The organism is Thiosulfatimonas sediminis, assembly GCF_011398355.1.
GTDB classification, from domain to species: domain Bacteria; phylum Pseudomonadota; class Gammaproteobacteria; order Thiomicrospirales; family Thiomicrospiraceae; genus Thiomicrorhabdus; species Thiomicrorhabdus sediminis_A.
In genome coordinates this window covers 110,434-134,942 of sequence record NZ_AP021889.1, presented here as the reverse complement: position 1 = coordinate 134,942, position 24,509 = coordinate 110,434, and the positions used below count along the sequence as shown (strand labels likewise).

Sequence of the window (24,509 nt, the reverse complement as noted above, 5' to 3'; positions counted from 1 at the left end):
TCTTTCAATTTTCATTCATTCTTTGTTTGCAAAATAACCCGTAAACTAATCACAACTTTATTAGATAGATTATTTTTTTTAATTTAGTTGGCTAAGTCTCTATAGTCTTTTTTCAAGTTTGCATCCCCTAATTGCAAACTTGAATGCTCCTCAGTTGAATTAAGCGCAGTAAGGCCAATTACTGCGCTTTTTTTATTTAGAATAAGCAATACAAAATTCATCCAAAAAATTTTCCAGGTCTCAAACAGGCGCGATTCTCTGCTCTCTCAGCCTAACCGCCTGAGTTTATGCACGATTTGCTTCTCACTTGTTTACAGGATTCACCAATGCAAGATTCAGAACATACTTATCGCTTTGGACGCGGCTCAGACGCCGAACATCGGCACGATCAAGCGCTATTCAAACAGTTACTAGAACAGCACACCTTACTACAAAGACAAACCTTTCGACTACCCAACGGTATTAAGGCACAAACCACTGCCGCCACACCAGAATTGGTTGAGATCCTTCAGCAACACGTTGTCGGCATGGAAAAGCGCTTTGCAAAAGGCCGCGCGATTCGTTCTTGGGATCCGCTGTTTGCCGCTTTATTTGAATATAAAGATCAGATGCAAATGGAATATCGAATGCTTGATAACGGCATCGAAGCGATACTGACCAGTGATGACCCTAAGTTAATCGAACTGATACATTGCCACGATTTAACCCTGCACGGTTTTGTGGAACAAGGATTTACTGCCAGTAAAAATCCAAGCCCGAAGCCGGACTGGCTAACTTGAAAAATAACAAAATGTCGCCATATAGCAAACATAGGTTATTAAGGAGTTTATGATGATTACCATGTGTCCTCACTGTGGCGGCCTAAATCGAGTGGCTGACGAGAAAATCCAGCAAGCGCCAAAATGTGCAAAATGCAAACAACCATTGTTTACCGGCAAACCATTAGAAATGAACCAAGAGCAGTTTAATCGTGCTATGCAAAAAACCGATCAACCTTTAATCGTTGATTTTTGGGCACCTTGGTGTGGGCCTTGCCAAGGCTTTGCGCCGGTCTTCGCACAGGCTGCAGTTCAGCTCGAACCGAAAGCACGCTTGATTAAAATTAATACCGAAACAGAACAACAATTAGCCATGCAGTATGGTATTCGCTCTATTCCAACCCTAGCGATTTTTCAAGGTGGAAAAGAAATCACTCGAATTTCTGGCGCAATGGATCTTAGTAATTTCACCCAATGGGTTAACCAACATATTTAGGAAAAACCATGGAACTTGGCTCAGCCGAACACAAAAAACTGCTGCGCAACAGCATTCTAAAAATTGCCTGGAAAACCGCTTCAATCGGGATTTTTTTGGGGATTTTATTGATTATCCCCAGCTTAGTGCGTGAAAACAGTTTTTCAAATGGATTGGCTTATGCCGGCTGGTCAATCATGCTCGCTTTCAGCAGCTATGCACTGTTTATTGCTTGGCAAAAATACCGCAAAGTGATGAAAGATTTTTAAGAACAAAGACAGTACCTGGCTTGAAAAATTCTACGAGACGTCAATTTTTCACCTAAGGAGACGCAGAATAAGCCCTCGTTGACCTCAGCAAGCTCTTACAAGGAGTAAATTCTAGGTTTGCTTCGAAATACATAGCCAAAGTGATGGACGGAAAGCGCAACGACGAAGTTACCTGTAAGCCGCTCACGTAGGGGCTTTGAAATGCGCTGTGTTACCTGTTTTTGTCAGGTCTAAACATGGCTAAAAACATCTGCCTTGCTCAGCTAAACGCTTCTATGCCTGAAGTCATTTGGACTTATTCAGTGTCTCCCTAAACTAAAACCAATTGGATTTTGATCCTTGTTTAAGCTCTTTGCAAAACCTTAATCAACCACTTGATATAGTTTTTAAACGTTGCCAGACTAAATTGGCGGTGCTTAAATTGGGCAAATAATTCTTCACGCCATGCCCCATCCGACGCACGACTATAAGCCGATTTTTCAAGCCTTTCGCGTAACGCATCGGTTGCCTTCACCTGTTGTTGCCAAGCTCGCCAACTCTGCATCACCGGCTGCGCCAACAAACGTGCACTCGCCCGCCAAAGTTCAGGCGCCAGTAGCGCTGGATTCTCTTGATGCTTTAGCCAATTCAATAACTGCCAACGCAACCAATAAAAACGCAACACCATAAAAAATAACAGCACACCACTTACAACCAAGCCAACTGCCGCTGCAAACACACTATACTGCTGCCAAGCTGCCAACACCCAAATCTGCTGTTGCGGCGCTTGCTGCACGGCCAATTTTCCGCTTTGCAAATCAAAATAACGCCATTGCCAGCGCGGCAAAAGAATCTTACCCGTACCCTGCAACCGCATTGGAATCCTCACCTGCGCTTGACTCTGCGAAGTTTGGGAAAACTCAATCGTTGGTGCAAACCATTCAAACTCCGAGTTTTTCGGTTGTTCCGCTAACAACTGTTGCATCGCAACAATAAACTCGGCTTGGCTCATTTGGGCACCCGACACCTGCCATTGCCAATACAACAGGTCTCCTTGCATGCCCCAAAATGGAACGGCTTGCGGTTGCAAAGACAAATGCCCCAACAAAACCTGCGGCGGCAAAAAACTTGGTAAAGGCTTAATCATTAAATCCAGTGGACGATCAAAAAACTTCCAAGGTCGATTTGAATTAGGCTGCTGCACCACCACAACAGGAGAATAGAATCGTTGCGGTTGCGCCTGTAAGTTGAGCTCTTCGGCTAACAAAGGTTGCCATTGATACCAACTTGCCAACTCACCGACAATTTCACCGCTCAATAAACTTTGCTGCCCAAACGAAACACCTAATCCGAGAGGATTTTTTTGCCAATCACCACCGATGAATGCCTCCAATGAAACCCGCAAGCCACTATCTGCAAGACGAATCTGCGCACGCCATGGCCAAGATTGACGCTGAAATACTGACGACTCCACCCCTTTTTGCCACTCAATATTCACCATTGAGTTAGGCAAAACCACCCCTTTTTTCCCTGTAAAATGCACACTCGGAACCAGCTCAAACGGACCAACTTGATAGGGATAAAGGTAATAGGTTGCACGATCGCTGCTGTACGAATGTTGCTGCACTATAAAATCTTCTTGCCATTGCTGCCAAGGCAAATCCGCTAACACCTTTTGCAGTGATTCACCAGACGAAGCGCGCACTTGCAAATGCAAAGCCTCACCCAGTTGAATTTGTCTATCGCTGACGCTTACCACCGCAGCCTTTGCCGGCTGCCAACTGAAAATCACGCCCATACAAAACAGCCATAAGTAAACCCAGCGGAATCGACTTACCATGGTTGAATCCCCGGAATCGTATGCGATGTTTGCTGTTCGGCATGAAAGCCCGCTTCGGCCTCAAAAAGACGCTTCAATAAACGCTGCTGCTGATTTTGCAAAGTCGCCAATTCACCAGCAAACTGCTCGGCATTTTTCAACTGCAACTGCTGATGCATAATCTCCCCAGCTATGGAGTCAACACCTCTCTGCGTTTGAAGACTTAACGTATCCTGCGTTAATTGATAATTTCGATAATCGGTCTGCTGCGGTAAAGGGGGCGTCTCGCCACTACGATCTCCACCTAAGGCATCCCCATCAGCGCCAACACCAGCTTCATCGGACTGCGAATTATTCGGTTTTTGGCCGCCATAAAATGCCCCGTCTTGCTGACGACCTTTACCGCGATTTTCACCCTGAGCATCATCACCAGAAGGGTCTCCTGATTCTCGATTCGCCACCTGTTGAGCATGGCGCTGCAGAGCAATTTTAAGATTATGTTCCGCTTGAGGAAATGGATTTTTATACATTAACGCTTGCTGATAAGACTCAACTGCAAACTCTGGCAAATTGCCTTTTAAATAGGCGTTACCAAGATTAAACAAGGCATCCGCGCGGGCACTATCGGTTTCGGCCAACCATGCCGCCTGCTGCAAATAACGCACCGCGCCAACATAATCTTGCGCTTTATAAGCCGCAGAACCTGCCCCAAACCAAGCCGGATATGCTGAGGGCACCGCTCCCAAATGAGCGCTCAACGCCACATATTCTTGCTGTGCCGCAACAAATTCCTGCGCTTGATACAACTCAAACGCCTGCTGTTCATCACTCAACCCAACCTCGGCGGCGAACGCCTTCTGAACCCCCAAAAACAAAGCACACAACAACAATAACCACAACGCATAAGGAGCAATAGCCGCCAACAAAAACAACAACGCCAACGCGATAAACCAAGGGGCGATATCCCACCACACCGCCTGCTGGGTTTGCAGGGTTTGTGCTTGCGATGTAGCACGCAACGTCTGTAACTGCTGCTGTAAAAAACTCAAATTGCCATCCGATCGCCAATAAACGCCATTTTTAGCGCGCGCCGCCCATTGCTGCAAACTCTGCTCTTGCAAAGGCGAGGTGACTGGCAAACCCTGAAAATGCATCCATCCAGAAGGCTGCCGAGTATCCGGCACTGGCTTTGCATCCAAAGACCCGATACCAAGCATCCACAACTGCGTACTGTCATCCTCAAGCCACTCTTGTAAAGGCAGCCCATTTAAATGTTGCGGCAAAGCAATTGGCTGTAAAAAGGGCGCTGCGCCATCACTGAAAACCACTACCGCCTTGGCACGCTTGCTTATCTGTTGCCGCTGGTCTTGCACAAATTGATTGAGTCGCAGATGTTGCAAAGCTTGCAAAATCGCCGGCTCCAGCCAAGAGCCATCCAACGGTAACATCCCTGGCGCCAATTGCTGCAAATCTTGCACGATTAACGACTTATCAAAAACCAGTGGACTAACCAGATGCGCACTGCCAGCAAACGCTAATAAACCGATACGATCTTGCGGCTGCAACTGCTTGCTAAAACTTTCAGCCAACAGTTTGGCTTGTTCAAAACGGGTGACTTGCGGCTGCTCAGTAATCAGCATCGAACGGGATAAATCCATCACCAGCATAATATCCACACCCTGCAAACGGCTACTCTGCTCAGCGTGTTGATAGATTTTCGGCCCAGCCAGAGCAATCACCAAACAACCCCACGCCAACAATAGACCAAGCAAAGGCGAAAAACGCCACCGCACGCGCTCAGTCAATCGTCCTGAAAATTGCAATTTCAGTAAGGGCCATAGATGCGGGTCAGCATAAACTTGCTGACTGGCTCTTTGCCGCCACCAACGCCAAACCAACAATAAAAGGGGTAAGAACAGTGCCCACAACCATTCAGGCTGACGCCAAGCCAAGAACTCTAATCCGTTCACTCAGAACGCCTCCTGCGGTTTAAAAATCAGCAGTAACAGCAGATAGGCTGCAAACAGCCCTAACGTTAAGGGCAAAAACTGCCAATAAATCGCTTGATAACCGGTTTCTTGCGGTGGTGCTTGCCATGGGACACCTTCCGCCTGATCGATTTTTTGCAGTACCGATTGCAGCTCTTGACCACTGCCGATTTGGTAATAGGCAGCATTGGTTTGCGCAGCAATTTGCTGCAAAAGTTCCGCTTTCAAAGGTTGATATAACAGGCCTCGAAATTGCCGAGTATCAGCCGCCTTTGACGTTGAACCAACCCCAATGGTATAAATTGGCACCCCCAATAATTGCGCATAATCAATCGCCTGCTGCACCGGCAGACGGCTTGGCTGATTATCGCCATCACTGATTAGAATCAACACTCGCTTACGCTGCTCTGGATTCGCAACCAGCAAGCTGCCCTGCTGCGTTTGCTTAAGAGCTAAGCCTAAAGCCTCTGCCATCGCCTCATCACTGCGTCCGGCCAAATAAGGGCGTAGGCGTTGCAAATACAAGCGTGCTGCTTGCTGATCGCCACTGAGCGCCATCAAATTAAAAGCACTTTCCGCGTAGACCGTAATCGCAAACCGATTGCCGGGCAGTTCGCGCATAAATTGATCCAATACCTGTTTTACCGCGTCCATGCGAGTTTGTGGTTGCCCGTTTTGCTGATAATCATTTAACAAAAAAGAGGCCGATGATTCGACCACAAACAGAAGGTCGCGCACGGTTTTCTGCTGCGCCTGTGGTTCTGGCGGCAGTGGCTGTTGCGGTTGCGCCAAGGCCACAATCAAACTGAGTAACAGCAAGCTGCGCAGCAGTTGTAAAATGGCACTTTGCCAAAATTTAATCGGCGTATTCCGAGTTGTTACGGCAGAGACCGGCGCTCTACCTGACGGCATCTGCGCCAACAAGCTATGCCGTGCACTAAGCACTTTAGCAAAGTGCCAATCTTGCCAATCCAGTAAGCCTTGCGGTTTTAACAAAGCCATTAGCCACAAGCCTGGCAGCAATATCACCAACCCTAAAAATTGTGGCTCGGCAAAGTGCCAACTGTGCCACCAATCAAGTAACGGTGAGAACTCAGCGCTCATGCGTTGTCTCCTCAGGCTTAGCAACTAAGCGCGAACGCAGCGGTTGTAAACGCGACCATCCCTTTAAAAAAGGACGTTGCAAACGGCACAAGAAGCCGCTAAAGATGATCCGCCAATAAACGGTCCTTAACTGCCGAAGACTTGTCGCCAAGGCTTGCTGCTGTGCAATTGAAAGGCGTTGCCGCTGACTGGCAAGAAAAGTGATTTGCTGCAAAGTGAGTTGTAGCGACCGCTGGTGCACCAATGGCAAATATGGAAGGCGCATCTGCCATTGTTGCAAAATTCCAACCAATCCCCACAGAGATTCCGGCGTATCCTGAACTTGCCATCTACGCAACTGCCACCAAAGTTTCCATACCTTCGAGGTACGGAGCAAAAACCAGATTAGCGCACACGCCAACAGCAACAATCCGCCCAATAACCATCCACTGAAATCCGGAGTGAGCAACACCGATTGTGGCGATATAGGTGGCAGAATATCAATTAATTCAGCCATGCTCTGCCTCCGAGTTACGGCCAATCCAAGCCAGCACACCTAAAGGATAAATAAATAACTGCTGATAAGCACTCGCTAAGTCCTCTAAAGCCACCTGCGTACTCACTGCTGCATAATGACCGCCACTTTGTGCCAAAACCTGTTCTAACTGCGCAAAATGCGCTTGCGCCCAAACTTGATAAGCTTGGCGCGCGGCTGAGCGATCCAAGCGCAACGCTTTACCAAGGGCCCCAACGAGCTGTAAACCTGGTGCGGACGGTAAGGCCACTTCAGCGGGGTCGAACAGCCAAAGAAATTGCAAATCCAAGCGGCGCTGCCAAATAGGAAGTTGCTTGGCAAAATGATCGTCTGCATTTAAATCATGCAGATCGCTTAACACAAAAATACGGCTACCACTGTCCACTTGCACAAACAATTCACCCAAGCCATGCGCCAAGCTTATCGAGGCTTTGTTATCAGTCGATTGCCAGGTATTTTGTGGACGATTAAGCTGTTTCAGGAGGGATAACACCAGAGAATGGCCATGTAAATTACTCAGCGACAAGCGCACGCAACCTTGCTCACTTAAAACCCATAGTTTCAAGGTGGCTTGGTTTTGCTGCGCCTGCCACGCAATTAAAGCGGCCAGCTTCAGCGCTTGAGTGACTTTAAACTGACGACGAGTACCAAACCACATACTGGCACGCATATCAACTAACAGACACCATTGGGCTTGCCGAGTTTCCTCGAAGCGACGGCTAAATGCCTCACCGCTGCGCGCCATTAAGCGCCAGTCCAGATGCCGTATTTCATCCCCCTGTGTGTACGGACGACTTTCCGCAAACTCCGTGCCGCTCCCATGTCGACGACTGTTTTGCGCACCTTGCAACGGCTGCTGCGAAAGATGCTTACTCCAATACGGCTGCAGTTGCCATTGGTCAAGCTGCGCCATCATTTCACCGCTTTGCGCTGAGTTCAGCGGCAAAAATGCCTCAGTTTGCATGATCCAAGACCGGAATCTGCACCAATTCAATAATCCGCTGAATAATTTTATCAGCGTGCCAACCATGAGCGTGCGCACTAAAGCTCAGAATAATTCGGTGGCGTAACACATCCGGCAACATCGCCTGTACATCATCGGGTGTCACAAAATCGCGACCCTGTAACCACGCCCAAGCACAACTGGCATGCAACAATGCCAAAGATGCTCGCGGTGACGCGCCAACTTGCAATACATCCTGCATAGCACTATCCAGTTCTGCTAAACGGCGCGTTGCAGTAACTAAATGCACCATATAAGCTTCGACAGGCTCGCTAACATACTGCTCAGCGACTTGATGCCGCGCTTGCATCACCTGCGCAGGGGTTAAGGCACTGTGTAAACTGGCATGATCTTCACCAAAATGACGCTGCCGATCGCGTCGTAAAATTTCCAGTTCTTCTTCTGGGCTTGGGTAATCGAGCAGAATATGCAGCATAAAACGGTCAAGTTGCGCTTCTGGCAAAGGATATGTACCGTTTTGCTCAAGTGGATTTTGCGTCGCCAAAACTAAGAAAAGCTCCGGTAAAGGGCGGGTTTTACCACTCGCGGTTACCTGTTTTTCAGCCATCGCTTCAAGTAAGGCCGACTGCACTTTTGGCGGCGCACGGTTAATTTCATCCGCCAGTACAATATCGTGAAAAATCGGCCCAGGTACAAAGCACAAAGCGCCAGTGTCTTTTTCCAATACATCCGAACCAACCACATCACCGGGCATTAAATCCGGAGTAAACTGAATCCGTTGAAAGCTGGAGTGAATCCCTTCTGCCAAGGCTTTAACCGCCGTGGTTTTGGCCAAACCCGGAGGCCCTTCTAGCAACACATGCCCACCCGTCAGTAACGCCACCATTAACTTATCAAGTAGCGGCTCCTGCCCAACAATCACGGATTGTAGATGGCGTTTTAGCGCTGCAAATTCTGCTTGTGCTGGCATGGTATAGACCCTTTAAATTCAGACGATAAATCGACGTATAAACAGTAAGTGAATCTTCATTGCATGACGTTGACAGCCAGCATAAATAAACACAGACCTGAACTTACGCAAAACGTCATCATCGCACGCACTGAATTTTACCTTGAGCAGGTAAAACAACACCGCGACTTGACAAAGAAGATAAAAAGAATGGCGATGAAGCTTTCCAAAGTCAAGAGACATTCATGCCGATATTAAAGCGCTCGTTTTCCAACACCCGGTAAAATCAAAGCCTTAAAAACAAAAAAACCTCAACAAAGAGGTAAAGAGCATCATCAAGTATGGTTTTCAAAAATTTAAAATAGCTAGATCAGAGCGAATGGCACACTAAAAACTAAATCAATCCGCCCTCGACCAGTTCTTCCAGAAATACCAAAATCAACTGGTCAAGATTAGGGAGAGACAGAATAGGTCTTCATTGACTTGTTCTATCTCTCCTTAGAATCGATGCCACTTTCAATTACATTGGCGTATTGCATTGAAAATGGCCACGGTTGCATTTTTCCCAAAAAGTCTTTTATATTTACAGCATTCAACCATTTGGTTGAATATTACTTGCATTGCCCTAAAAATGTCAAAACTTATTTTAAAATCAATAATTAAACTTTTTTATCACACACCATAAAGTAAAACTAAAAAGACACTGAATAAGTTTACATCGCTTCAGCGAGGTGTTTAGCGCCTTGCTAGGTTAAAATAAACTGATGTAAATGGAACCGTGTAAAACGAAATGGAAACCGCTAATTTAAAACTCTGCCTATTTGAACAGCTTGCCCAAATCGGCAAATCCCTCGGACACGCCAATCGCCTGATGATTTTAGATATCCTCGCGCAGGCGCCGCAACACGTTGAAACCCTAAGCAACAAATTGCAATTGAGCATTGCCAATGTCTCCAAACATTTGCAAAGCTTGAAACAAGCCGGACTAGTTATCTGCGAAAAAAACGGTTCGCAACGCATTTATCGCCTTAGCACACCGGAGATTGTGCCGCTAATTCATGCTATGCGCCAAGTTGCAGAACAGCAAATGGCCGAAGTTTCACAAATTTTGCATCAACAATTAAACCCCAAAGCGCCCTTAATGCCGTTCAATCCGAAAGAACTTAAAAAACATTTAGACGCTAACGAGATCACCCTATTGGATGTTCGTCCGGAAGACGAATATCAATTCGGCCATATTAAAGGGTCGATTAATATCCCAATCGACCAACTGGCCGACAAAATGCCAATGCTGCCCAAAGATAAACCATTGATTGTTTATTGTCGCGGTCCATACTGCTTGTGGTCTTATCAAGCGGTTGAACAACTCAACCAACAAGCGTTTCAAGCCAGCCGTATGGCGCAAGGTTATCCAGATTGGCAAACCCTACCGCAAAGCTAGGCTATATCAGCGTTGGCCAAAAAATCTAGCGCAAGAATCCACAAGCTTATCCACAACCAGTAGTGAATGAAAACTTTACTTACGCTAAATATAGTAGGTATTTCATCTTAACAAGAAACTCTACCTACATTGCCGAAACAACCTGCTCAATCGCTAAAAAACCGCTGTTCCGCTACTGTGGGGTATTGCACACCATCACAGCGCGCAGAGGTGCCGGATAGCCTTCAATGGTTTTATTGTGGTCTTGCGGATCCAAAAAACTTTGCAACGAGTTCCATTCCATCCATTCGGTGCTACGCTGTTCTTCAATCGAGGTCTGGTCTAAATCAACACAACGCACATTCACCAATCCACAACGGCGCAACCAGATTTCCAGTTCCGGCACAGACGGCAAAAACCAAACATTACGCATTTGCGCATAGCGATCTTCAGGTACCAACAGCTGACCAAATGATTCCGGTACCACTAGGGTTTCCAGAACCAATTCGCCGCCCGCCCTCAGCTGTGCCTTAAGCTCATAAATATGATCAATCGGTGAACGACGGTGATATAAAACGCCCATCGAAAACACCGTATCAAAAGCGCCACCCTTTGTAGACACGGGTAACTGCTCTAAGGTCAGCGGCAAAAAATACGCTGGTACTTGCGGACCAATAAAATGTTTCATCACCAAAAACTGATTCAAAAACAACAAACTTGGATCAACCCCTACCGCCAATTGCGGACCTTCTCCCGCCATCCGCCACAGGTGATAGCCACTGCCGCAACCAATATCCAGCACTTTACGTCCGCGCAAATCTGCCAAATGTGGCCGTACCCGCTGCCATTTCCAATCCGAACGCCACTCAGTATCAATAAAAATATCATGGACCGAATATGGCCCTTTACGCCACGGATGAAATACTCGCAAGGTCTGCCGCAACGCTGCTTTCTGCTCAGCACTCAATGGCGAACCCTCTGCAACACTCACCGTATCGGCATTGAGATTAAAATTATGGGCTTGCGGATAAAGTCTAATCTGCTGTAACGCTTCCAACCAGCGCGGCAAATTTCCATTGCCTTCGGGATGCAAAGCATCATCAATCAGAGCCGGTAATTGCTCGCGCCAAGGTTGTAAACGCTCTTCTTCAAGATGCGTCCAAAAGCTCTCATAGTGTTGTTTCACGTGAAAACTCCTTATTTAACCGCGATAAAAGAGGCAAAATTATAAGCCTGAAACCAAATGCCGGCACTGCTAAAACCAACCGTTTTAAGACGCTGAAGATGGGTCTGCTCGCTATCCGAAATAAGGACGTTTTCTAAGGATGAGCGCTTTTGACTAATCTCCAGTTCAGAATAACCGTTGGCACGCTTAAATTGCCAATGCATATGCTCAATACTGGCCTGCAAAGTCGTATCCTCAAAATGAATTTTTTCCGACAAAATCAGTACACCGCCCGGAACTAAACCATCATAAATTTTCTGGATAAGCGGCTGACGCTGTTCTGGATTGATAAACTGCAAGGTAAAGTTAATCACGACCACCGATGCATTACTAATTTCAAAATCGCACATATCGGCGCAATGCAATTCAACCGGCACATCCGAATGAAATGCTTGAAGATACTCATGTGCGCGCTCTACCATTGCACTGGAATTATCCAAAGCGATGATTGAGCATCCCGCTTCGGCATCCAATGCACGGCGCATGGTTAACGTCGCCGCACCAAGAGAACACCCCAAATCATAGAGTCGCGTATGCGCTTTAGCGTGCAACTTAGTCAGTTCACCAATGCCGGTCAAAATGGTTTGATAACCCGGGACAGAGCGCGAAATCATGTCCGGAAAAACCGCCACAACCGATTCATCAAACTGAAAAGCGCCGACCGCTTCATGTACTACGTTATAGAGCGTGTCTTTTTGCGTAGGGAGTTTCATAAACATTCCTCAACTAACTTTTGGTCCATTTCAATAGCGCGATGGGCGATTGGCAACGGCATTCAAATTCCATGCCTGCGGTGTTTTACTCGACTCTAACAGCACTTCAAATTCGTCTTCCAAATCGGCAAAAAAATCAATACCCGTTCGGGCTTCTATTTCATCAATCGTACTGACAAACTTGTTCAAACTTTCATTAGGTCGCGCGGTTTGCGGGAAGATAAACGCCAACGCATTCGCTGGCTGTTCTTCGTTGCTCGGGCGAATCAAAATTTTATAAAAAGCCACCGGAATGGCCACCGAAGAATTTTTGAGCGATTTGGGCGCCGTATCAAAAATCGGCCCCGTCACCACCCAAAAATCACCATATTGTTTGGAAAAATCATTCGCGACGATCTCCTCCAAGCGCTGCCATGATTTCTGATTCAAATTCGGTTTTTGTGGGCTGATATTGGTCATGGTAAAAGTGTCCAGCTGCGCTTGACGACCATAGCGGGTTGCAATCACATAATTTGGCGCCATGTGGCCGCGATCATAACCAGAACCAGTGTAATCATCATGCGAGATTCGACTTAACGAAAACGGTTCACTTTGAAAACGACTAGGACGCGCACCCGATTCAAACTTTTTGGCCGTCACTTTGTAAGTCACCCAAAGCGGATTTTTTAACGCTTCAGAGTAGGCCAACATAAAACCGTCATAACGCAAAATATGGCTAAAATCATAACCAGAATGTAGCTGAACGATTTGCGGCACCCCCATATACGCCATTTGCGGACGTGCATAGAAGCGCTCATAGGCATACCAAAGCGCCACCGCAATCAACGCAAATGCCCACCATTTTGGATGACGTATTAAGATGCGAAACAGCGGTTTCGCCAAACTGGACAATTTCATATAAGCTCTTAATTTCGACTGAAAATCAGCGCCCATTATACGAAATTAAGACGCGCTAACCATGCCAAACACATCGCTAAATATTGCGATTAAGCGATCCGTTTAGCGCGCAGATGTATATAGCGCGCCAAATTTCGATAGGTTGGTTGACGGCAGTAACGGTATTCCAATGCCAGCAACTGCTCGCTATCACTATGCTGCATCGCCTCCTGCCCCATATAATCATGAAAAACTCGAATACCGGTATGTACTTCAATTTCAAACCCCCACTGCGCCAGCCAATCACAAACCTCTTCCGGTATTTGTGGGTTAGGCGGTGTGAGCTTTTTGCCTTTTCCGATATACTCATCGTTCAATAAAAATGGCAAACGCCAACCCCCTTTCAAGGCATTGCTTATCACCACCGCATTGCGGTTATAAAACAACAAAGACAAGGTTCCACCGGGCTGTACCTTCTCGGCAATGGTTTGCAAGGTCGCTTTCGGCTCGGCTAACCACTCCAATACCGCATGAAAAATAACCACGTCAAATGGTTCCAACTGTTGTGCAATCTGTTGCGCCGGCCCTTCAATAAAAGTGGCAGACAATTCTGCGGCGGCAAAATTGGCTTGCGCGCGTAATAACATCTGATGCGATAAATCACAAAGTGTCATCTGGTGACCGGCCTCAGCAAACCATTGGCTGATTTGCGCAAACCCACAACCAGCATCCCAAATCCGCAAAGGCGCACTCGTTCGTAAGGCTTCTAAATCCTCTTTTAGCAGCGTTAACCGCCACTCACCCTTTAACGTGTCGTAGACCTTTTTCTCGAATTTATCGACTAATTTATCGAAATTGCGATCTTGCAATGGGGAAGTTATTGGTTTAGCAGAATCTTGTTTCATGCATGGTTTCTCAGCGACAGATAAATTCAACGAAAGTTAAGGCGACACAGAATCAATCCTAATTGGAAATTATTCTGTGCCCAATAAATAACAAAATGAAGCCGGCTATATTAGCCGAGTCTTCCGACAAAACGTAGACAGCTCGCGACTTTTCTTAAAATTAACAGGCACTTATATAAGTTTTACCTAAGACTAAAGTGATTTTTTTAATTTTCCTTAACTGGGTGAGATTCAGTATAAATAGAAAGAGTCTATAAAAAGGACTCAATAAAAATACTAACTCAATGAGGGCTTATTCTGTGTCTCTCTAAATTAGATCGAATTACTTGAATATTGAATGGCTATTGTTAAAACCTTGGAGGTTGATATGGCAACTGAAATTTCACCAAACCTAATTCAAGATCACTACACCGAAAGCGGTGAACACATTGTTTCACGCGGCTGCAAAGTCTCTGCCATTGGCACTTGGCTGAAAAAAGGTGCTTTGGATATAAGCCATGCACCGATTGCCTCTCTGTTTTACGGCGCAATTATGGCGCTTTGCGTCATGCTGGTTTACACCAGTTTTCAACAACAACCCATTATGATGTTTAAAATGGCAACCTTATTTGTCATGCTAACCCCCTTTTTAGCAACCGGACTCTACGCCACCTCCTGCCAACTCTCGCGGCACCAACAGCCAAACCTTATGCGCAGCCTCTTTGCTTGGCGACAAAATAAAGCAGAATTTGCATTTTTTGCCCTATTACTTGGGGTAATCATCGCTATTTGGAGCCGTATCACTCCACTGATTGGTGCCATTATCGAATCCAACTCGCTCCTCATCGTCAATCCGAACCAAGGTGTCATGAGCTTTCTAACGTCCGAGGCCGGACAAGCCTTTATGATGTATTTCTTGATTGGCGCCCTGTTTCTCGCTGCGATTGTTTTTGCACTCAGCGTCGTTACCATTCCACTCTTATTACGCGACCGCAATATCGGCGTCATTTCCGCGATGATTTTAAGCGTCAAAGTGGTAGGCCAAAACAAATTGGTTATGCTGCTTTGGGCGCTCACTATCGGGGTTTTAGTGAGCATCGGGATTGTCACGCTCGGCCTAGCGATGCTGGTTGTTATGCCTTTGCTCGGCTATGCTTCATGGCACGCTTTTAACGACCTTATCGAAGTAGATGATAAACAATCTATTTACGACATCGACGTTTGAGAAACACAAACTCCGCGCAAACTGCCAAGGGGCTTCATAAAACAACGGCAAAGCGATTATTGAACACGCAAACTGAGGATACTCTTGCACGCTTTGCCAAATCAAAATATTGCTTAGCTATAACCATCTGAAATGGTTGATGACGTCTTTACTTTTCCTTTAAATGAAAAAACCCAGCATTAATCGCTGGGTTTTTGATTTTGATGTTTCGTTAACAATGTTACTCGCTGCGAATAAACTCAGCGGCAGCGGCGGCTAAATCCTCATTCGCAAAATCGAGGAAAAAGTGATCTGCATCTTCTAAAGAAATTACGTTAATCTTGCCTGCATCTGCCAAAGGAGCAATCTTCTCAGGTAAATCTGCAACCACATCATCCGCCGTGCCGATTACCACCAAGGTCGGTTTGGCAATCTCTTTCAGCAACGTCGGTGTATCAAACTGCCCCTTAACCGTGTAATAGTCGGCAAAAGCGGCTGCACTAACTTGCGCATCTTTACAGTAGATAAAATAAGTATCTTTTAACATCTGGGTTCCTTTGCCCGCTTCAACCATCTGCTGCGCTTGCTGCAAAATCGGCGCTAACGGCTTACCGGCTTTATCAGCATAGTCCTTCGCCGATTGCTGTTCACCCGTTGCCGGCGCAATTAAAATGACTTTCGCCACCTGATCGCTATCGCGCTCTGCGGCATACCAAGCCGTTTGATTTCCACCGCGCGAATGCCCCATCAAGGTCACTTTCTCGGCGCCCTGTTGCTGCAACCAAGTCATCCAATAACCAATTTCATTGAGCGCGTCCGTGTGCTTGTGAGTATGTGGCACAGCACAATCATACTCGCCATGGCGATTATCCAATCCCAAGGAGAGGTTAATGGCCAATGAGCTAATGCCGTTATTTGCCAAATTTTTCTGCAAAGCGGCGTAGGTAGAGCGCTCTTTATGCGTTAAGGTTCCGTGGGTTAATAACACCATTTCATCCGCAAACCCTTTACCATCTGCCAACATTAAATTCGCATTCAGAGTCAGTCCCTGCTGCTGTTGCGTTACCTCTTGTGTTGTTGCTGCATAGGTGCCGGGCGCATAACCAACACCGCTGATTAATAAAGCCCCTAAAATTGGCGCTAGCCATCTCTTTTGCATGCTTATCTCCTTAAAAACCGGTTTTGTAAACACCACAGCTGGGTTGCTGAGGACAGCAAAATCATAGCAAAATGGATGGTTTTTCCAAGGCTTATTATCAATTTTATTTTTCACTATGGATAAACAAAACTTATGAAAAAGTAAAGATAAACCATTCGCTTGGCGCAGCACCCAATTCAAGCAAGGTAAAAACCTGTACAAAAAATGACAACACTGGGGAAATCACCGTCTGACGCTTTAGCCACCGAAAGCTTTGCGTATAATAGCCAAAAAAATTAGCAAGGAATGCATTGCCGTGTCAGCCAACGAATCGACCCTACTTGCAGGTTTTCAACAACTGCAACAGCAAATCAACCAACAGATTATCGGCCAACCAAAACTGACCGAACGAATGCTTATCGCTTTACTCGCAGACGGGCATATTTTGGTCGAAGGACCGCCAGGACTGGCAAAAACCAAAGCCATCAAAACCCTGTCGGAACTGATAGAAGGGAGTTTCCATCGGATTCAGTTCACTCCAGATCTTTTGCCATCAGATATTACCGGCACGGAAATCTATCGTCCGGAAACCGGGTTGTTTGAATTTCAAAGTGGACCGATTTTTCACAATCTACTGTTGGCCGATGAAATCAACCGTGCACCTGCAAAAGTTCAAGCCGCCCTTTTAGAAGCCATGGCCGAAGGACAAGTCAGTGTTGGCAAACGCTCTCTACCAATGGCACCACTATTTATGGTGATGGCCACGCAAAACCCACTGGAACAAGAAGGCACCTATCCATTGCCGGAAGCGCAGTTGGATCGCTTTATGATGCATCTCGAAGTGGATTACCCAGAAGCTGAAGCAGAGCGCCAGATTTTAGACTTAGTTGAAAACGAAGCACGTCAAAACGAATCCACCATCGGCGTTCAGATGACACAAACGCAATTGTTTGCCGCACGCCAAGCGGTGCTCAATCTTTATATGGCTGACAGCATTAAAGACTACATTGTGCAACTCGTCATCGCCACGCGCCAAGGCGAGAAATACAGTCAAGAACTGGCTGACTGGATTGCCGTTGGCGTCAGTCCCCGTGCGACCATCGCCCTATCACTTGGCGCACGCGCCCACGCGTGGCTCAACGGCCAAGAGTTTGTCACCCCAGACAATGTTCAGGCCATTATTCACGATGTCTTCCGACACCGCCTATTGTTAAACTTTGAGGCACAAGCGCAAAACCTGAGCGAAGACGACGTGACCGATAAAATACTGCAATTGGTTCCGATAGCCTAACGTATTGACCCTAATGAACGAGACGATTTATAGCCATCTTGACGAGCTGATTGCTTGGCGGTTTCACGTGAAGCAGAAAAAACTGCTGAGCCAGCAAAAACTGCTCGCCAGCAGCCAAGGGGATCACCATGCAGTCCGCAAAGGACGGGGGATGACATTCAGCGAAGTGCGACAGTATCAGCCCGGCGACGACATTCGACATATCGACTGGCGCGTCACCGCACGTACTCAAAAAGTCCATACCAAGCTGTTTGTTGAAGAACATGAGCGTCCAACCTTAATTTTAGCGGAGCAAACGCCAGCGCTCTTTTTTGGCTCACAAGTGCGCTTAAAAACCGCGCAAGTTCTCAATTTAGCCGCGATTATCGGCTGGGTTGCTCTGCAACAACAAGAACGTGTCGGCGGCATCTGCTTTAATGGTCGCCAGCAGATTTCGTTGCCGCCTAAAAAAACACAGCAGAACCTACTCAATTTTTTACAGCAAACCGTTGACCTTCAGCAGCAACTCGAAAAACCGGGCATCACCCAAAGCCAGTACTGGCAACAAGCATTACAGCAGCTGCAACGCAATTTAAAACCCGGTTCTAAAGTCTTTTTAATTGGCGATATGCTGCAATTTGATGCCACTTTATTGGCCAACTTGAAACAACTAAAAAGCCATGCGGAAGTTGTCGCCCTTCATGTATTTGACCCTTTGGAACAGCACATTCCCGAATTGGGCTGGCTCAACATCCAAGGACTCCAAAATCAACTGATGCGCTTAGATAGTTTTCGCAGCAAAACGCGCCAAAACTACGCCGATCTGTATCAGCAGCAGTGGCAAGAAACTCAACAAGGCTTCCATCGATTACGCATCCCGCTCTTAGCCATCAGTAATCAAGAACAGCCGGTAAAAGCCTTAATCCAAAAACATTTAATCGGCTAATGCGTCATCCCGGCTGGCGATGCAAAATAAATTTTTACCGACCCTAGGACACCCTTATGGACCCACAGGTTTTACAACAACTGCACGACATACAACTTCCCGATCCGATCGGCTGGTGGCCTCTGGCTTTTGCATGGTGGATTTTATTGCTCTCGGTCACCTCAATTATCATCGGCATCATCTGGTATTTTACTGACCAAAGACGTCGCAATGTCTACCGTCGTCAAGCACAACGCCAGCTACAACAAATCATGCGCCAAGATAGCCCCGACACAAATAAAATCCTACAAATTAACGCGCTCCTTAAACAGGTTGCTATTAGTGCATACGGCCGCCGTCGCGTGGCGGCATTACATCAAACCCAATGGCTGCAATTTCTTCAACAAAATGCTAACTACATTCCGCAACCCCCAAGCATTCCACAACACAGTGATCGAATTTATGCCCCACCAAGCCAACAAACCAACGAGCTGATTAATGCTTGGCACGATTACGCCAAACGCTGGATTAAAGGGCATCATCAATGAGCTTATCCGCCTACTTAGCAAACTTTGAATTCATCTGGCCATGGCTGTTTGCGTTCTTACCACTCCCGTGGTTACTGCGCATTTTGTTACGTCCAGCGGCGCAAAACCAAAGTACACTCTTTGCCCCCAATATCGTGGCGCGGGTCAGACATTCACTGCCCAGTGAGCACCTTGTAGAACCACAATATCCACGTTATCGCGTGCCATTTGGTTTCGCAGTACTGTGGTTACTCCTCATCATCGCAGCAGCACGTCCAGTCTGGTTTCTGGAATCCACCCCCTTTCAACAAAGCGGCAAAGAGATGATGCTAGCGGTCGATTTATCTGGCTCCATGCGCCGTGCGGATATGTATCTTGGCGGCGAAAATGTTGACCGCTTAGAAGCCGTAAAAACCGTGGTGGCACAATTCATTGAACAGCGTCAAGGCGACCGCATGGGTTTAGTGGTATTTGGCTCACAGGCGTTTCTGCTCAGTCCTCTAACTTACGATTTGCAGACGGTTAAAACCTTACTTAACGAGAGTCAAATCGGCATGGCCGGACGCAATACCGCCATCGGCGATGCGATTGGCTTAACCCTCAAACACCTGCGTAAAACAGGCCAGCAACACGCGGTTTTGATTCTCCTAACCGACGGTTCTAACACCAGCGGCATAGACCCACTTGAAGCGGCCAAACAAGCACAAAAAATGCACTTAAAAATCTACACCATCGGGGTTGGACAAAGTCGTCCAAATGGGGCAATTATGCCAAGCAGAACGGATATGGATGAGCCGACTCTCAGCAAAATCGGCGAAATGACCGGCGGACAATTTTTCCGCGCCAACGACACAGCTGAGTTACAGCAAATCTACCAATACATTAACCAGCTCGAAGCGGTGCAACACGACGTGTTCAGTTACCGTCTGCGCAGCGAACTGTTTTTTTGGCCGCTCGGTGCTGCCTTACTGCTAAGCTTGCTCTTGGCTTGGCTGCAACTGCGTAAGCTTGGAGGTTAAAATGCTCGGATTTGACGTAACATTTCTACGTCCATGGTGGTTTTTGGCGCTGCTACCGGCAGCATGGTTGCTGTGGAAAGCTTGGCAAGTCAAAGCCAAACAAGGAGCATGGCATCAAATTATCGCACCGCAATTTCGTCAACTGCTATTGTCATCGCCGCAAAACCAATCCGTACTTGGACAGCGCCTATTCTTAATGGTTCTGGCGTTTATTTGGCTGTTAATCACTCTCGCTTTAGCTGGCCCGAGCCTAAAAAGCGTGGAAATTCCGGCACAAAAATCACAACAAGGCACGGTGATTGTTTTGGATTTATCTTTATCCATGCTGGCAGATGACCTTAGCCCCAATCGTTTAACCCAAGTACGCTACAAACTCACCGACCTACTCAGCCAACATCCGGAAATGCCGGTGGGACTGGTTGCCTACGCTGGCAGCGCGCATACCATTACGCCGATTTCCGAAGACAATCAAACCCTACTTGGCTTATTACCGACACTCAATCCATTAATCATGCCGCAATATGGCTCTAATCCGCTCGCCGGCTTTGAACAAGCCAAACAACTTCTGGAAGGCGCGCACGTCACCCAAGGACAGATTATCTGGATTAGCGACGACCTTGAAACCGAGCAAATCAATCGCGTACAACAATGGTTTGCCGAGCATGATTATCAACTGCGTATATTGACCGTTGGTACACAACAAGGCGCGGCGATCAATGTGCCGGAACATGGTCTGCTACGCGATGCCAACGACCAAGTGATTATCGCGCAACTGCCAGCGCAACGTTTTGCGCAACTCAGCCAAAATTTACAAGTGCCAATTCGCTCGCTGCAAGTGCAAGATGAGGATCTTAATTGGTTACTACCAACCAACTTTGCCGCTACCGATGCCCAACAAAAGCAGGAAAAAAGCGTGCTTCATCCTCTTGATGAAGGGGCTGCACTCTTGTTGATTTTAGTGCCGCTGATTGCCTTGCTGTATCGACGCGGCGTACTCTTTAGCCTTTTTCTTATCCCTTTTGTGGCTGGGCTAAGTAGCACACCGCAAACCGCTTATGCGCAAAACGCAAATGAAAACCGTTGGGAAGATTTAGGCAGTATCTTCCAATCGCATAATCAACAAGGCTACAAAGCGTTTCAGCGCGAAAACTTTCAATCCGCCGAAGCGCTATTCGAAGATAAACAGTGGCAAGCTTCCAGCCTATATCGACTAGGACGTTATCAAGAAGCGGCTCGGCTATTCGAGCAAGACAAAAGCGCGAAAGGACATTACAACCGCGGCAATGCACTGGCCTTTAGCGGCGATTTACCTGGCGCGGAAAAAGCCTATCACCAAGCGTTGAAAATCGACCCCAATATGCAAGCAGCAAAAGACAACTTAGCCCTTATCAGCAACCTGCTTCAAGAGCAAATGCAACAGCTAACTAAGCAAAATGCACAGCCGCAGCAAACTCAAACCCAACCGGAAAATAGCGGACAACAGCAAAAAGGCGATCAAAGCACACAAGGCGAGCAAGCGGAGCGACAACAAAAGAGTGCCAATAGCGATGGCGGCCAGAGCGAAGAGCAGCAACCGAAAAATGAGCAGCCATCAGACGTCAATAACGCCGAACAGAACGCCGAAGGCCAACAAAAAGGACAATCTCATTCGGATAATCCGAATCAAACTAACCCACAATCCGTGCAAGGCCAAGAATCGCAAAACGGCCAACAAGCCGGCTCGCAACAACAAGGCACACAAGACGCCAACGGCAATGCTGGGGATAGCCGTACCGGACAGCAAACGCAACCCGATGTAACCCAGCCAAATGACAGCGATAGTGAAAACAAACAACAAGGCAGTGCCGGACAACTTGACGAGCAACCAAATCAGCAAGATAAGCCAGCACAAGAAAATACACAAATAGGCGGGGCTTCGCGCATTATGGACGATGAGCAAAACGATGGCATCGGCGGCAAAAACTGGGAGCAACAACAGGCAACCGATGCTTGGCTGCAACAGATTCCCGATCAACCAGGGCTTTTCTTACAACGTAAGTTCGACTATCAATACAAAAACCAACCGAGTCAGAAAAAACCGGAGAAAACATGGTAAAAACGCTATTCGTCTTTATCTTGGCTTTAAGCCTTAGTAGCTTAGCCTTTGCTGACCGCTTAAGCATGAAAGTGGAGCGTGACCTGATCGAGCAGGGCGATATTATTTCTCTTTGGGTCGAAGCCGATTTTCAAACCCTTGGTAATACCTTGGAATATCGACAACTCGACGAAAATTTTGAAGTACTGTCACGACAACGCAGCAATTTTTATGAGTTCGTCAATGGTGTCTCCAGCGCCAAGACACGTTGGCATTTACGCTTACTACCGAAAAAAACCGGCAAATTAATTATTCCAGCGGTAACGCTCGGCGATATCAGCAGTCAATCGCTCATTATCGAAGTCAAACAAGCCAATCAAAGCGGCACAAGTAACGAACAAATCGCCTTTATGCGCGCCGAGGTCGAAAACGCCGAAGGCTTTGTTCAACAACAATTTCTATACCGCTTGCGACTTTATTATCAAGGCAAAATGCTGCCTGGTACAGGCAATATGCGCCCGCCAATTTTTAAAGATGCGCTTTCTGAAACACTGCAAGATGAGCAAACCTACAGCACCGTGATAGACGGTAAAAACTACACCGTACATGAATGGATCTATGCGCTCTTTCCGCAAAGTAGTGGCGAACTCACCATCGCCCCTAGTCAAATTCGCGGCCTGTTAAATTATAACGGCCACCAGAAAGTGATTGAAACTGAATCCAATGCCGTTACTTTAACCGTCAAGCCGGCAGCAGATTTAGGGCAAAATTATTCCAACGCGCAACCATGGCTCCCTGCGGCATCAATGCTCTTGGAATCACAATGGCAAACCACGCCAAGCGACATCAAAGTCGGCGATAGCCTGAGCCGCGTGCTAACCTTACAAGCCTATGGGCTCAAAGCCAGTCAACTCCCAGTGATTGAAGCGCCGGATGGCAACGGTTATAAAGTGTATAACCAACCAGCGCAAAGTAGCGAAGAAAAATTTGCCAGCGGCGTGGTCAGCCGAATCCAAATCACCCAAAACTTTGTCCCCACCCAAGCGGGCGAAATGCGTATTCCGGCTTATCAGCTTCGCTGGTTCAACACAGCAAACCAAGCTTTTGAAACCTTGCAAATCGAAGCACAAACTTTCAATATCCAAGCCGCCACTGGGCAGGTCAACTATCCGACAATCGACCAGACTAAACCAATCAGCCAAGCCGCCATCAATCAAGAAAATACCGAAAAATTCGACTGGCTAATCTGGCCGTTGTTGACCACTATCTTCGCCATCGCATGGGTACTTACCTTAATAATGTGGTGGCTAGCGCGAGGTCAAAAACGCCAGTCATCAATCAACCCAGCCACTGCCGAAACCGAGGCCGCAAACCCAGCATTAACTCAACAGCAATGGTGCCAAGCAGAAGATAAAACTTTTTACCAACACCTGCGAAAACATCTTTTAACCGAGTTGCACATCCATCATTTAGCTGAGCTAAAAAACCGAAATGCAGACGAACTGCGGCAAAAAATTCAGCGTTTTGAAAACAACCTGTACGCACCAGATGCGCAAACCAATAAGGAAATGAACCAAGAACTAAAACAGCAGATTTGCACGCTCATCGGCAAGCTAAAACGACCGACTGAATCGAAAAAAACATGGACGAAAAAAACGGAGTTACAAGCACTGTATCCTAAGACAAAACAGCGCCCCTCTTGATTGGCTGCCGCAAGAAAGCAAAGCGTAACTTCTAGGCAGCCCTAGCAAATCACGCCCACAGAGACGTCAACGATAGCGCCGAACTATTCAGATACCGAATCCATTTATGCAAAACAACCACGATAAATTTCGGATTGCTTAACGTAAAGTCACCGCGGGCTAATGTTCTATTTGATTAGAATTTCTTGTGCAAACCAACACCGTAACCGGTAACACTGTTTACAGATCCTTCAACACCAAATCCGGAATCAAACGTATACCCAATTCCGCCATTATAATAGGTCTCTTCAATCTCTTCTTCCGTCGAATATTTGACGCCATTAATTTTGATTGAAGCCTTAGACCAAGACATGCCCCCACCAGCAAAAAGACTCAAACCACTTGCACCTAATTGCAAATCAAGACCCGCGCCGAATGTCGTGTAATCCAAATAAGAAGAATCTGTCGAACCATTTTCATTGACGGCTGTTGGCGTTAGTCCACCTTCAATAAACCAACCCAAATATCCGAATGATTTACTTTGCCCTAATTTAGCGGTCAAGAATACTTCACTCTCATAATCAACATCACCGATGGTTTTTGATTCTGGATTTGGATGAAACCCAATTCCAAAATAAGGATCAGCAGCCTTTGCAACAGATAGTGAACCGGCTAAAACAACGGTTAGAGCAAAAAAATGTTTCATGTGAATTTCCAAATTGATTAAAAAAAC

23 protein-coding genes are annotated in these 24,509 nt (G+C 46.8%); 11 read left to right on the top strand and 12 right to left on the bottom strand.

Annotated features, from left to right (window positions below; all coding sequences use genetic code 11):
- Positions 1 to 326: 326 nt before the first annotated feature.
- The 3 genes from HRR27_RS00575 to HRR27_RS00565 are packed head-to-tail and all read left to right on the top strand — an operon-like array spanning position 327 to position 1,502.
- Complete coding sequence (locus HRR27_RS00575; RefSeq protein ID WP_173269288.1) at positions 327 to 779, top strand: hypothetical protein; 453 nt, start codon at positions 327 to 329, stop codon at positions 777 to 779.
- A 49-nt stretch (positions 780 to 828) separates the two neighbouring features.
- A complete protein-coding gene (trxC, locus tag HRR27_RS00570) occupies positions 829 to 1,254 on the top strand; it encodes a thioredoxin TrxC (protein ID WP_481924027.1) in 426 nt (141 codons plus the stop codon).
- A gap of 8 nt (positions 1,255 to 1,262) precedes the next feature.
- On the top strand, positions 1,263 to 1,502 hold the full coding sequence (locus HRR27_RS00565; protein WP_173269286.1) for a hypothetical protein: 240 nt from the start codon (positions 1,263 to 1,265) through the stop codon (positions 1,500 to 1,502).
- A 343-nt stretch (positions 1,503 to 1,845) separates the two neighbouring features.
- Here HRR27_RS00565 and HRR27_RS00560 read toward each other — a convergent pair whose 3' ends face one another.
- The 6 genes from HRR27_RS00560 to HRR27_RS00535 are packed head-to-tail and all read right to left on the bottom strand — an operon-like array spanning position 1,846 to position 8,840.
- A complete protein-coding gene (locus HRR27_RS00560; protein WP_173269284.1) occupies positions 1,846 to 3,321 on the bottom strand; it encodes a hypothetical protein in 1,476 nt (491 codons plus the stop codon).
- Entirely contained in the window at positions 3,315 to 5,270 is a 1,956-nt protein-coding gene (locus HRR27_RS00555; RefSeq protein WP_173269282.1) for a VWA domain-containing protein, read from the bottom strand. The genes HRR27_RS00560 and HRR27_RS00555 overlap by 7 nt, the downstream gene beginning before the upstream one ends.
- Positions 5,271 to 6,392, bottom strand: coding sequence for a vWA domain-containing protein (locus tag HRR27_RS00550; RefSeq protein ID WP_173269280.1), 1,122 nt, complete (start codon positions 6,390 to 6,392; stop codon positions 5,271 to 5,273). It lies immediately after the preceding gene.
- Positions 6,382 to 6,888: a hypothetical protein gene (locus tag HRR27_RS00545; protein WP_173269278.1), complete on the bottom strand. Its 507-nt coding sequence runs from the start codon at positions 6,886 to 6,888 to the stop codon at positions 6,382 to 6,384. Before HRR27_RS00545 ends, HRR27_RS00550 begins: the two co-directional genes overlap by 11 nt.
- On the bottom strand, positions 6,881 to 7,870 hold the full coding sequence (locus tag HRR27_RS00540) for a DUF58 domain-containing protein (protein WP_173269276.1): 990 nt from the start codon (positions 7,868 to 7,870) through the stop codon (positions 6,881 to 6,883). The genes HRR27_RS00545 and HRR27_RS00540 overlap by 8 nt, the downstream gene beginning before the upstream one ends.
- A complete protein-coding gene (locus HRR27_RS00535) occupies positions 7,860 to 8,840 on the bottom strand; it encodes an AAA family ATPase (protein WP_173269274.1) in 981 nt (326 codons plus the stop codon). The genes HRR27_RS00540 and HRR27_RS00535 overlap by 11 nt, the downstream gene beginning before the upstream one ends.
- Positions 8,841 to 9,609: 769 nt before the next feature.
- Here HRR27_RS00535 and HRR27_RS00530 point away from each other — a divergent pair.
- Entirely contained in the window at positions 9,610 to 10,260 is a 651-nt protein-coding gene (locus HRR27_RS00530; protein ID WP_173269272.1) for an ArsR/SmtB family transcription factor, read from the top strand.
- A gap of 172 nt (positions 10,261 to 10,432) precedes the next feature.
- On the opposite strand, the gene cmoB is transcribed toward HRR27_RS00530, so the two are convergent.
- The 4 genes from cmoB to HRR27_RS00510 form a co-directional block, all read right to left on the bottom strand.
- A complete protein-coding gene (gene cmoB / locus HRR27_RS00525; RefSeq protein ID WP_173269270.1) occupies positions 10,433 to 11,425 on the bottom strand; it encodes a tRNA 5-methoxyuridine(34)/uridine 5-oxyacetic acid(34) synthase CmoB in 993 nt (330 codons plus the stop codon).
- 11 nt (positions 11,426 to 11,436) lie between these two features.
- Positions 11,437 to 12,177 (bottom strand): carboxy-S-adenosyl-L-methionine synthase CmoA, encoded by a 741-nt coding sequence (gene cmoA, locus HRR27_RS00520; RefSeq protein WP_173269268.1) that lies wholly within the window; start codon positions 12,175 to 12,177, stop codon positions 11,437 to 11,439.
- Between the two features lie 30 nt (positions 12,178 to 12,207).
- A complete protein-coding gene (locus HRR27_RS00515; protein WP_173269266.1) occupies positions 12,208 to 13,074 on the bottom strand; it encodes a DNA/RNA non-specific endonuclease in 867 nt (288 codons plus the stop codon).
- 89 nt (positions 13,075 to 13,163) lie between these two features.
- Positions 13,164 to 13,958, bottom strand: a complete 795-nt coding sequence (locus HRR27_RS00510; RefSeq protein ID WP_173269264.1) for a methyltransferase domain-containing protein — start codon at positions 13,956 to 13,958, stop codon at positions 13,164 to 13,166.
- 367 nt (positions 13,959 to 14,325) lie between these two features.
- On the opposite strand from HRR27_RS00510, the gene HRR27_RS00505 reads away from it, so the two are divergent.
- A complete protein-coding gene (locus HRR27_RS00505; RefSeq protein WP_173269262.1) occupies positions 14,326 to 15,162 on the top strand; it encodes a DUF2189 domain-containing protein in 837 nt (278 codons plus the stop codon).
- A 220-nt stretch (positions 15,163 to 15,382) separates the two neighbouring features.
- On the opposite strand, the gene HRR27_RS00500 is transcribed toward HRR27_RS00505, so the two are convergent.
- Positions 15,383 to 16,300 (bottom strand): alpha/beta hydrolase, encoded by a 918-nt coding sequence (locus tag HRR27_RS00500; protein WP_173269259.1) that lies wholly within the window; start codon positions 16,298 to 16,300, stop codon positions 15,383 to 15,385.
- Positions 16,301 to 16,595: 295 nt separating this feature from the next.
- Between HRR27_RS00500 and HRR27_RS00495 the strand changes: the two genes are divergently transcribed.
- Genes HRR27_RS00495 through HRR27_RS00470 form a run of 6 tightly spaced genes read left to right on the top strand, consistent with a single transcriptional unit; the run spans position 16,596 to position 23,797 of the window.
- Positions 16,596 to 17,570 (top strand): AAA family ATPase, encoded by a 975-nt coding sequence (locus tag HRR27_RS00495; protein ID WP_243830854.1) that lies wholly within the window; start codon positions 16,596 to 16,598, stop codon positions 17,568 to 17,570.
- A gap of 13 nt (positions 17,571 to 17,583) precedes the next feature.
- Positions 17,584 to 18,495: a DUF58 domain-containing protein gene (locus tag HRR27_RS00490; RefSeq protein WP_173269257.1), complete on the top strand. Its 912-nt coding sequence runs from the start codon at positions 17,584 to 17,586 to the stop codon at positions 18,493 to 18,495.
- Positions 18,496 to 18,551: 56 nt separating this feature from the next.
- The gene (locus HRR27_RS00485; protein WP_173269255.1) at positions 18,552 to 19,022 is read left to right on the top strand and encodes a DUF4381 domain-containing protein; all 471 of its coding nucleotides are present in this window, start codon (positions 18,552 to 18,554) and stop codon (positions 19,020 to 19,022) included.
- Positions 19,019 to 20,020: a VWA domain-containing protein gene (locus HRR27_RS00480; RefSeq protein ID WP_173269253.1), complete on the top strand. Its 1,002-nt coding sequence runs from the start codon at positions 19,019 to 19,021 to the stop codon at positions 20,018 to 20,020. Before HRR27_RS00485 ends, HRR27_RS00480 begins: the two co-directional genes overlap by 4 nt.
- A 1-nt stretch (position 20,021) precedes the next feature.
- Complete coding sequence (locus HRR27_RS00475) at positions 20,022 to 22,115, top strand: VWA domain-containing protein (RefSeq protein ID WP_173269250.1); 2,094 nt, start codon at positions 20,022 to 20,024, stop codon at positions 22,113 to 22,115.
- Positions 22,109 to 23,797, top strand: coding sequence for a BatD family protein (locus HRR27_RS00470; protein ID WP_173269248.1), 1,689 nt, complete (start codon positions 22,109 to 22,111; stop codon positions 23,795 to 23,797). Before HRR27_RS00475 ends, HRR27_RS00470 begins: the two co-directional genes overlap by 7 nt.
- 175 nt (positions 23,798 to 23,972) lie before the next feature.
- Here the strand turns inward: HRR27_RS00470 and HRR27_RS00465 are convergent, their stop codons facing one another.
- Entirely contained in the window at positions 23,973 to 24,482 is a 510-nt protein-coding gene (locus tag HRR27_RS00465) for a hypothetical protein (RefSeq protein WP_173269246.1), read from the bottom strand.
- Positions 24,483 to 24,509 lie beyond the last annotated feature (27 nt).

What these genes read in the sequence shown, in the direction of transcription:
- HRR27_RS00575 (WP_173269288.1), top strand. Translation starts at nt 327, where the DNA reads ATGCAAGATTCAGAACATACTTATCGCTTTGGACGCGGCTCAGACGCC.
- trxC (WP_481924027.1), top strand. Translation starts at nt 829, where the DNA reads ATGATGATTACCATGTGTCCTCACTGTGGCGGCCTAAATCGAGTGGCT.
- HRR27_RS00565 (WP_173269286.1), top strand. Translation starts at nt 1,263, where the DNA reads ATGGAACTTGGCTCAGCCGAACACAAAAAACTGCTGCGCAACAGCATT.
- HRR27_RS00560 (WP_173269284.1), bottom strand. Translation starts at nt 3,321, where the DNA reads ATGGTAAGTCGATTCCGCTGGGTTTACTTATGGCTGTTTTGTATGGGC.
- HRR27_RS00550 (WP_173269280.1), bottom strand. Translation starts at nt 6,392, where the DNA reads ATGAGCGCTGAGTTCTCACCGTTACTTGATTGGTGGCACAGTTGGCAC.
- HRR27_RS00545 (WP_173269278.1), bottom strand. Translation starts at nt 6,888, where the DNA reads ATGGCTGAATTAATTGATATTCTGCCACCTATATCGCCACAATCGGTG.
- HRR27_RS00540 (WP_173269276.1), bottom strand. Translation starts at nt 7,870, where the DNA reads ATGCAAACTGAGGCATTTTTGCCGCTGAACTCAGCGCAAAGCGGTGAA.
- HRR27_RS00535 (WP_173269274.1), bottom strand. Translation starts at nt 8,840, where the DNA reads ATGCCAGCACAAGCAGAATTTGCAGCGCTAAAACGCCATCTACAATCC.
- HRR27_RS00530 (WP_173269272.1), top strand. Translation starts at nt 9,610, where the DNA reads ATGGAAACCGCTAATTTAAAACTCTGCCTATTTGAACAGCTTGCCCAA.
- cmoA (WP_173269268.1), bottom strand. Translation starts at nt 12,177, where the DNA reads ATGAAACTCCCTACGCAAAAAGACACGCTCTATAACGTAGTACATGAA.
- HRR27_RS00515 (WP_173269266.1), bottom strand. Translation starts at nt 13,074, where the DNA reads ATGAAATTGTCCAGTTTGGCGAAACCGCTGTTTCGCATCTTAATACGT.
- HRR27_RS00510 (WP_173269264.1), bottom strand. Translation starts at nt 13,958, where the DNA reads ATGAAACAAGATTCTGCTAAACCAATAACTTCCCCATTGCAAGATCGC.
- HRR27_RS00505 (WP_173269262.1), top strand. Translation starts at nt 14,326, where the DNA reads ATGGCAACTGAAATTTCACCAAACCTAATTCAAGATCACTACACCGAA.
- HRR27_RS00500 (WP_173269259.1), bottom strand. Translation starts at nt 16,300, where the DNA reads ATGCAAAAGAGATGGCTAGCGCCAATTTTAGGGGCTTTATTAATCAGC.
- HRR27_RS00490 (WP_173269257.1), top strand. Translation starts at nt 17,584, where the DNA reads ATGAACGAGACGATTTATAGCCATCTTGACGAGCTGATTGCTTGGCGG.
- HRR27_RS00485 (WP_173269255.1), top strand. Translation starts at nt 18,552, where the DNA reads ATGGACCCACAGGTTTTACAACAACTGCACGACATACAACTTCCCGAT.
- HRR27_RS00480 (WP_173269253.1), top strand. Translation starts at nt 19,019, where the DNA reads ATGAGCTTATCCGCCTACTTAGCAAACTTTGAATTCATCTGGCCATGG.
- HRR27_RS00475 (WP_173269250.1), top strand. Translation starts at nt 20,022, where the DNA reads ATGCTCGGATTTGACGTAACATTTCTACGTCCATGGTGGTTTTTGGCG.
- HRR27_RS00470 (WP_173269248.1), top strand. Translation starts at nt 22,109, where the DNA reads ATGGTAAAAACGCTATTCGTCTTTATCTTGGCTTTAAGCCTTAGTAGC.
- HRR27_RS00465 (WP_173269246.1), bottom strand. Translation starts at nt 24,482, where the DNA reads ATGAAACATTTTTTTGCTCTAACCGTTGTTTTAGCCGGTTCACTATCT.